The following is an 8,060-nucleotide window of genomic DNA, read 5'->3' on the forward strand; positions in this document are numbered from 1 at the left end:
CACGTGATGTGCCTCGGCCCCGGCTCGGAAGCCGGGGCCGAGGCACATCAGATCAGCGGCACATCAGCGAATTCCGCGGACGCAGCCGAGGGCGGGGATCAGGCGTCCCCACCCGCCGGGCCGGGGTCGGCGGCGGCCACATCGAGCAGCCGGTACCGGTCGATGGCCTGCTTGAGCACCGAGCGGTCCACCTTCCCCTCCCCGGCCAGTTCGGTGAGCACGCCCAGGACGATCGACTCGGCGTCGATGTGGAAGAAGCGCCGGGCCGCGCCACGGGTGTCGGCGAAGCCGAAACCGTCGGCACCCAGGGACTGGTAGCGGTTCGGCACCCAGCGGGCGATCTGGTCGGGCACCGAGCGCATCCAGTCCGAGACGGCCACCACCGGGCCCTCGGTCCCCTGGAGCTTGCGGGTCACATACGGCACCCGCTGCTCCTCCTCCGGGTGCAGCAGGTTGTGCCGCTCGACCGAGACCGCCTCACGGCGCAGCTCGTTCCACGAGGTCGCCGACCAGACGTCCGCCCGCACGTTCCAGTCCTCGGCGAGGATGCGCTGGGCCTCCACGGCCCAGGGCACCGCCACGCCGGAGGCGAGGATCTGCGCCGGGATCGACCCGGCCTCACCCTGCCGGTACCGGTACAGCCCCTTGACGATGCCCTCGGCGTCCACGCCCTCGGGCTCGGCGGGCTGCTTGATCGGCTCGTTGTAGACGGTCAGGTAGTAGAAGACGTCCTCGGCGTTCTCGCCGTACATCCGGCGCAGGCCGTCCTGCACGATGTGGGCGATCTCGAAGCCGAAGGCCGGGTCGTAGGCGACGCAGGCCGGGTTGGTCGAGGCCAGGAGCTGGGAGTGGCCGTCGGCGTGCTGCAGGCCCTCGCCGGTCAGCGTGGTGCGGCCGGCGGTGGCGCCGAGCACGAAGCCGCGCGCGAGCTGGTCGGCCATCTGCCAGAACTGGTCACCGGTGCGCTGGAACCCGAACATCGAGTAGAAGACGTAGACCGGGATCAGCGGCTCGCCGTGGGTGGCGTAGGCCGAGCCCGCCGCGATCAGCGAGGCCGTGCACCCCGCCTCGGAGATGCCGTCGTGCAGCATCTGGCCGTTGGGGGACTCCTTGTACGCCAGCAGCAGCTCGCGGTCCACCGACTCGTAGGTCTGGCCCAGCGGGTTGTAGATCTTGGCCGACGGGAAGAACGAGTCCATTCCGAAGGTGCGGTACTCGTCGGGGGCGATCAGCACGAACCGCTTGCCGATCTCCTTGTCCCGCATCAGGTCCTTCAGCAGCCGTACGAACGCCATCGTGCTGGCGACCTGCTGCTGGCCGGAGCCCTTCTTCACCGTGGCGTAGGTCTTGTCGCCCGGCAGTACCAGCGGCTTGGAGCGGTCCACGCGCTTGGGCGTGAAGCCGTCCAGCTCGCGCCGCCGGTCGTGCATGTACTGGATCTCCTCCGAGTCCCGCCCCGGGTGGTAGTAGGGGGGCAGGCCGGACTCCAGCTCCTTGTCGGCGATCGGCAGGTGCAGCCGGTCGCGGAAGCGCTTGAGGTCCTCGACCGTCAGCTTCTTCATCTGGTGGGTGGCGTTGCGGCCCTCGAAGTTCGGGCCGAGCGTCCAGCCCTTGACCGTCTGCGCCAGGATCACCGTCGGCTGGCCCTTGTGCTCCCGGGCCGCCTTGTAGGCCGCGTACACCTTGCGGTGGTCGTGGCCGCCGCGTCCCAGGTGCAGGATCTGCTCGTCGGTCATGTTCTCGACCATCTTCCGCAGCCGGTGGTCGCCGCCGAAGAAGTGCTCGCGGATGTACGCGCCGGTCTCGGTGGCGTACGTCTGGAACTGGCCGTCAGGGGTGGTGTTCAGCTTGTTGACCAGCACGCCGTCGCGGTCCTGCGCCAGCAGCGGATCCCAGGAGCGGTCCCAGATGACCTTGATCACGTTCCAGCCGGCGCCGCGGAAGGCCGACTCCAGCTCCTGGATGATCTTGCCGTTGCCGCGCACCGGGCCGTCGAGCCGCTGGAGGTTGCAGTTGACCACGAAGGTCAGGTTGTCCAGACCCTCGCGGGCGGCCAGGGAGAGCTGCCCCAGGGACTCGGGCTCGTCCATCTCGCCGTCGCCGAGGAAGGCCCACACATGGCAGTTGGAGGTGTCGGCGATCCCGCGCGCCTGCATGTAGCGGTTCATCCGGGCCTGGTAGATCGCCCCGATCGGGCCGAGCCCCATGGAGACGGTCGGGAACTCCCAGAAGTCCGGCATCGACCGCGGGTGCGGATAGCTGGACAGGCCGTCGGGCGCCTTCGACTTCTCCTGGCGGAATCCGTCGAGCTGCGTCTCGGTGAGCCGGTCCAGCAGGAAGGCGCGGGCGTAGATACCGGGGGAGGCGTGTCCCTGGAAGAAGATCTGGTCGCCGCCGTCGCCGCCGTCCTTGCCGCGGAAGAAGTGGTTGAAGCCCACGTCGTACAGCGAGGCCGAGGAGGCGAAGGTGGCGATGTGGCCGCCCACCCCGATGCCCGGCCGCTGAGCGCGCGAGACCATCACGGCCGCGTTCCAGCGGGTCGCGTTGAGGATCTTGCGTTCGATCTCCTCGTTGCCGGGGAAGAACGGCTCGTCCTTGGTCGCGATGGTGTTGACGTAGTCCGTGCTGCGCATCTCCGGCACGGCCACACGCTTCTCGCGGGCGCGCTCGATGAGGCGGAGCATCAGGTAGCGGGCACGTTCCCGGCCCCGCTCGTCGACGGCGGCGTCGAGCGAGTCGAGCCACTCCCGGGTCTCCTCGGGATCGAAGTCCGGGACCTGGCTGGGAAGGCCACCAATGATGATCGGGTTGCGATCGGATCCGGAAGCCACGCTGTTCCTTCGCTGTTCGGTCTTGCTCTGCTGGGATGTCGCGCCGTCTCCCATCGTGTACCGCTGGGGCGGATACGTCATCTCTACCGAGGGGTAACCCCACTCCGTGAGACGCCCGGGTGCCCGGGCCGGTGCGGCCGGGGCGTGAGTCGGCCGAACGGCAACCCTACGCCCAAGGCGGCCGCGGTCGGCGCACGGCCGTTCGATCCCAGTCTTATTCCCCACTCATTGGGGCAAAATAGGCGTACGGGTGTGCCGTGCGCCACAGCGGTTCAGGCGGTGTGCGGCGACACGTCAACGTTTGGGCGGGATCAGTGGCCGGGTACTTGCGCGATCGGTCCGGCCCGTGTGGACTACGCCCAATGCTCCGCGCGCCCGCGCGGGCACCACCTACTTTCGAAAGATGACAGGAGGCAATCCGTGAGCGCGACCGCGGACCACGCGGAGGAGCGGACCAACCCCGCCGCAAGGCTGGGTTTCCAGCCCGGGCAGGTGGTCCAGGAGCTCGGTTACGACGACGACGCCGAGCAGGCCCTCCGCGAGGGAATCGAGGCCATCACGGGCCAGGAACTCGTCGACGAGGACTACGACGACATGGCCGACGCCGTGGTGCTGTGGTTCCGCGAGGATGACGGCGACCTGACGGACGCGCTGGTGGACGCCATCACGTTGGTCGAGGACGGTGCCCCGGTCTGGCTGATGACGCCGAAGACCGGACGGCCCGGGTACGTCGAGCCGAGCGAGATCGGCGAGGCGGCCCAGACCGCCGGCCTGGCCCAGACCAGTACCGTCAACGCCGGCAAGGACTGGACCGGCAACCGCCTGGTCACCCCGAAGACAGCCCGCACCGGCAAGCGGTGACCCACCACTGACCCCCGGCCTCTTCGAAGACCGGGCCGAGCCCCCGGTACGGCGCCCGCCGTACCGGGGGCTCGGCGCTTTCGGGAGCCGTACGGGCCCTGCGTAGGGTGGGGGCGTCACCTACACCGAAGGGAACGCGTCCATGGCGATCGAGGTGGGCACCAAGGCCCCGGAGTTCGAGCTGAGGAACCAGCACGGCGAGACCGTGCGGCTCGCGGACTTCAAGGGCGAGAAGAACGTCGTCCTGCTCTTCTACCCCTTCGCCTTCACCGGGGTGTGCACCGGCGAGCTGTGTGCCCTGCGCGACGAACTGCCCCGCTTCGTCAACGACGACGTCCAGCTCCTGGCCGTCTCGTGCGACTCCCCCTTCACGCTGCGCGTCTTCGCGGAGCAGGAGGGGCTCGACTACCCGCTGCTGTCGGACTTCTGGCCGCACGGCGACACCGCCCGCGAGTACGGCGTCTTCGACGAGGAGAAGGGGTGCGCGGTGCGCGGGACCTTCATCATCGACAAGGAGGGCGTGGTGCGCTGGGCGGTCGTCAACGCGCTGCCCGACGCACGCGATCTGAACGAGTACACGAAGGCCCTCGAAAGCCTGTGAGGCCATGCACCCGCAAGGCCGTGTATAGGCCGGGAACCGATCACTAGGATCGGCTCGTTATCGAACGGCATCCACGCAACGGGGGCACATCGTGCTCCTTACGACCAAACGGGAGGACTCGTGGGAGTCAGCCTCAGCAAGGGCGGCAACGTCTCGCTGACCAAGGAAGCCCCCAACCTGACCGCCGTGATCGTCGGTCTCGGCTGGGACGCCCGCACCACCACGGGCACGGACTTCGACCTGGACGCCAGCGCGCTGCTGACGAACGCCGAGGGGAAGGTCGTCTCCGACCAGCATTTCGTCTTCTTCAACAACCTCACCAGTCCCGACGGCTCCGTGGAGCACACCGGTGACAACCTCACCGGTGAGGGCGAGGGCGACGACGAGGTCATCAAGGTGAACCTCGCCGGGGTGCCCGCGGAGGTCGCCAAGATCGTCTTCCCGGTGTCGATCTACGAGGCCGAGACCCGCCAGCAGAGCTTCGGCCAGGTCCGCAACGCCTACATCCGCGTGGTGAACCAGGCCGACAACAGGGAGCTGGCGCGCTACGACCTGAGCGAGGACGCCTCCACCGAGACCGCCATGGTCTTCGGCGAGCTGTACCGCCACGGCGCGGAGTGGAAGTTCCGGGCCATCGGCCAGGGCTACGCCTCCGGCCTGCGCGGCATCGCGCAGGACTTCGGGGTGAACGTCTGAGACCTGCCGGTCATCACCTCCTGCCGCCGGTCGGTTCCACCCGATCCCGGCAGTCTCCGGCGCCGCAGACTTCCGTGTCCGGGAGGTATGCGGCGCCGGATGTTCTGGGAACACTGGGCGCATCACATCGGGAGAGGATCAGCATCATGGGCGTCACGCTCGCCAAGGGGGGCAATGTCTCCCTCTCCAAAGCCGCACCGAACCTGACCCAGGTCCAGATCGGGCTGGGCTGGAAGGCCCGCTCCACCACGGGCGCGGACTTCGACCTGGACGCCAGCGCACTGCTGTGCGCGGGCGGACGGGTGCTCGGCGACGAGTACTTCGTCTTCTACAACAACCTCACCAGCCCCGAGGGCTCGGTCGAGCACACGGGCGACGAGCTGGTCGGCGGCACGGGCGGCGGCGACGACGAGACGATCCTGGTGGACCTCACCCGGGTGCCCCAGCAGGCCGACAAGGTGGTCTTCGCGGTGTCGATCCACGACGCCGAGGCCCGCAGGCAGAGCTTCGGCCAGGTCACCGACGCCTACATCCGCGTGGTGAACCAGGCCGACGGCAACGAGCTGGCGCGCTACGACCTGACCGAGGACGCCTCCTCCGAGACGGCGATGATCTTCGGGGAGCTCTACCGGTACGGGGGCGAGTGGAAGTTCCGGGCCGTCGGCCAGGGGTATGCGTCAGGGCTGCGGGGCATCGCCCTAGACTTCGGAGTAAACGTTTCGTAAAGCGGGTCGCGCGGCGGCCCCACACCGCCCACGGCGTGGGGGGATTCCCACCAGAGAGAAGATTGGGTAATCAGTGGTTCTAAGGACATTCGGCTGGTCCTTCGGCGTCACCGCCGCCGGACTCGTCGCCGCCTTCTTGTTCGGGGGGTGGGAGGCGTTCGCCCTGGTGGGGATCCTCTCCATCCTGGAGATCTCGCTGTCCTTCGACAACGCCGTCGTCAACGCCGGCGTGTTGAAGAAGATGAACGAGTTCTGGCAGAAGATCTTCCTCACCATCGGCATCCTCATCGCCGTGTTCGGCATGCGCCTGGTGTTCCCCATCGTGATCGTCTCCGTCTCGGCCCAGCTGGGGCCGATCGAGGCGGTCGACCTGGCGCTCAACGACCAGGAGCGCTACGAGCAGCTGGTCACCGACGCCCACCCGTCGATCGCGGCCTTCGGCGGCATGTTCCTGCTGATGATCTTCCTCAACTTCCTCTTCGACGGGGAGCGGGACATCCACTGGCTCAAGGTGATCGAGCGCCCGCTGGCCCGATTCGGGCAGGTCGAGGGCCTCAGCGTGGTCGTCGCACTGATCGCCCTGCTGATCTCGGGGTCCGTCCTGGGCACCCACGCCGTGCTCTACGAGGGACACGCGGACGAGTCCGCGACGGTCTACCTCGCGGGCATCGCGGGTCTGCTCACCTATCTGATCGTCAACGGCCTCTCCAGTCACTTCGAGAACAAGATCGAAGAGGACGAGGAGCAGCAGCACGAGGCCGAGGAGGCCGCCCGGCGCGCCGGCAAGGAGCCCTCGGCCGTCCTGCTCGCGGGCAAGGCCGCGTTCTTCATGTTCCTCTACCTGGAGGTCCTGGACGCGTCCTTCTCCTTCGACGGCGTCATCGGCGCCTTCGCCATCACCAACGACCCGGTCGTCATCGCGCTCGGCCTGGGCATCGGCGCGATGTACGTCCGGTCCATCACCGTCTACCTGGTCCGCCAGGGGACGCTGGACGAGTACCGCTACCTGGAGCACGGCGCCCACTACGCCATCGGCGCCCTGGGCATCCTGCTGCTGGTCACCATCAGGTGGCACGTCAACGAGGTCATCACCGGCCTCATCGGCGTCGCGCTGATCGGTACCGCCTTCTGGACCTCGGTGCGGCACAACCGCAGGGACGCCCTGCGGAGCGGGGGCGAGGGCGGCAGCCCGGCGCAGAAGCCGGAAGTCCCCTCGGGAGTGTGACGGCGGTCCGATTGCGGAACGCTCTGTGCGGGGGCGGCCACGAGACGTCTCGTGGCCGCCCCCGCGGCATGACGCCGCGGGCACGCAGACGGCATGGTCCTGGCACGGTCCGCTCGGGAGTTGGGGGTAGGAAGTCATGGTCTCCCTGTGGGAGAACTGGCGCAGTGGAATGCGCAGGGGCCCGAAGTTCGACACGGTCGGCGGCTCCTCGACGTACGCGGTGGAGCTGACCAAGCGGCACTCGGCGGTCTCACTCACCCGGCAGGGCGCCGACAGCGGCCATCTGCAGGTCAATCTCTCGTGGCGGATGCGCTCGTCCGACTTCGACGGGCGGCCGAGGCGCGGCGGCCTGCTGCGCAACCCGCTCCAGGCCTTCAAACCCGAACCGGTTCAGGGGCACACCCGGGGCGTGGTGACGGTCGACCTCGACCTGGCCTGCATGTACGAGTTGAAGGACGGCTCCAAGGGCGTCGTCCAGCCGCTCGGCGGACTGCTGGGGGATATCAACGCGCCGCCGTACGTCAAGCTCAGCGGAGACGACCGGTTCGGCGGCTCCTCGGGCGAGACCATCTACGTCAACCTCGACCACAAGGACGAGATCAAGCGGCTGCTGGTCTTCGTCTACATCTACGACGGCACCCCGGCGTTCGACCGCACCCAGGCGGTGGTCTCGCTGATCCCCAGCAACGGCCCGCGCATCGAGATCGGCCTCGACGAGCGGGCCCCCGAGGCCCGCTCCTGCGCGGTGGTGCTGATCGAGAACGACGCCAAGGGCCAGCTGGTGGCCCGCCGGGAGGTGCGCTACGTCTACGGCTTCCAGTCGGAGCTCGACCGGCTCTACGGCTGGGGCCTGCAGTGGGCGCGCGGCTACAAGAACAAGGCGGACCGGACGTGACACGTACCCGCCCGGTGCGGCTCCCCGCGCGGGGAGCCGCACCGGGCGGGTACGGCTAACGGCCCACGAACTGCGGCCCCTGGGGCGGCAGGGTGAAGGCCGGGTCGGGTGCGCCGGGCCGGTGGGCCGGGGGCCGGGCCGGCGGCGGAGGCACATGCGGGTAGCCGTACGCGGGCTGCGCCGGGGGGACCCCCGTGGCGGGCTGCGGGTAGCCGTATGCGGGCCC

Annotated in this window: 7 protein-coding genes; 6 read left to right on the top strand and 1 reads right to left on the bottom strand. The window is 68.8% G+C overall.

All coding sequences use genetic code 11. The annotated features are described in order from the left end of the window. Positions 1 to 98: 98 nt before the first annotated feature. Complete coding sequence (aceE, locus tag L7D48_RS05145; protein ID WP_237877687.1) at positions 99 to 2,831, bottom strand: pyruvate dehydrogenase (acetyl-transferring), homodimeric type; 2,733 nt, start codon at positions 2,829 to 2,831, stop codon at positions 99 to 101. A 420-nt stretch (positions 2,832 to 3,251) separates the two neighbouring features. Here aceE and L7D48_RS05150 point away from each other — a divergent pair, with 420 nt between their 5' ends. From L7D48_RS05150 to L7D48_RS05175, 6 genes are all read left to right on the top strand, one after another. After that, on the top strand, positions 3,252 to 3,692 hold the full coding sequence (locus tag L7D48_RS05150) for a DUF3052 domain-containing protein (protein ID WP_093654740.1): 441 nt from the start codon (positions 3,252 to 3,254) through the stop codon (positions 3,690 to 3,692). Between the two features lie 142 nt (positions 3,693 to 3,834). Next, positions 3,835 to 4,293 (top strand): peroxiredoxin, encoded by a 459-nt coding sequence (locus L7D48_RS05155; RefSeq protein ID WP_237877688.1) that lies wholly within the window; start codon positions 3,835 to 3,837, stop codon positions 4,291 to 4,293. A 120-nt stretch (positions 4,294 to 4,413) separates the two neighbouring features. Then, complete coding sequence (locus L7D48_RS05160; RefSeq protein ID WP_237877689.1) at positions 4,414 to 4,989, top strand: TerD family protein; 576 nt, start codon at positions 4,414 to 4,416, stop codon at positions 4,987 to 4,989. Between the two features lie 146 nt (positions 4,990 to 5,135). Next, a complete protein-coding gene (locus L7D48_RS05165) occupies positions 5,136 to 5,714 on the top strand; it encodes a TerD family protein (protein ID WP_101254163.1) in 579 nt (192 codons plus the stop codon). Positions 5,715 to 5,787: 73 nt separating this feature from the next. Beyond that, entirely contained in the window at positions 5,788 to 6,939 is a 1,152-nt protein-coding gene (locus L7D48_RS05170) for a DUF475 domain-containing protein (protein ID WP_237877690.1), read from the top strand. Positions 6,940 to 7,108: 169 nt separating this feature from the next. Continuing rightward, a complete protein-coding gene (locus L7D48_RS05175; RefSeq protein ID WP_374491168.1) occupies positions 7,109 to 7,834 on the top strand; it encodes a Tellurium resistance in 726 nt (241 codons plus the stop codon). The last annotated feature ends 226 nt before the right edge of the window (positions 7,835 to 8,060 follow it).

Source organism: Streptomyces sp. ICN903 (assembly GCF_022015835.1).
Taxonomy (GTDB): Bacteria; Actinomycetota; Actinomycetes; order Streptomycetales; family Streptomycetaceae; genus Streptomyces; species Streptomyces fenghuangensis.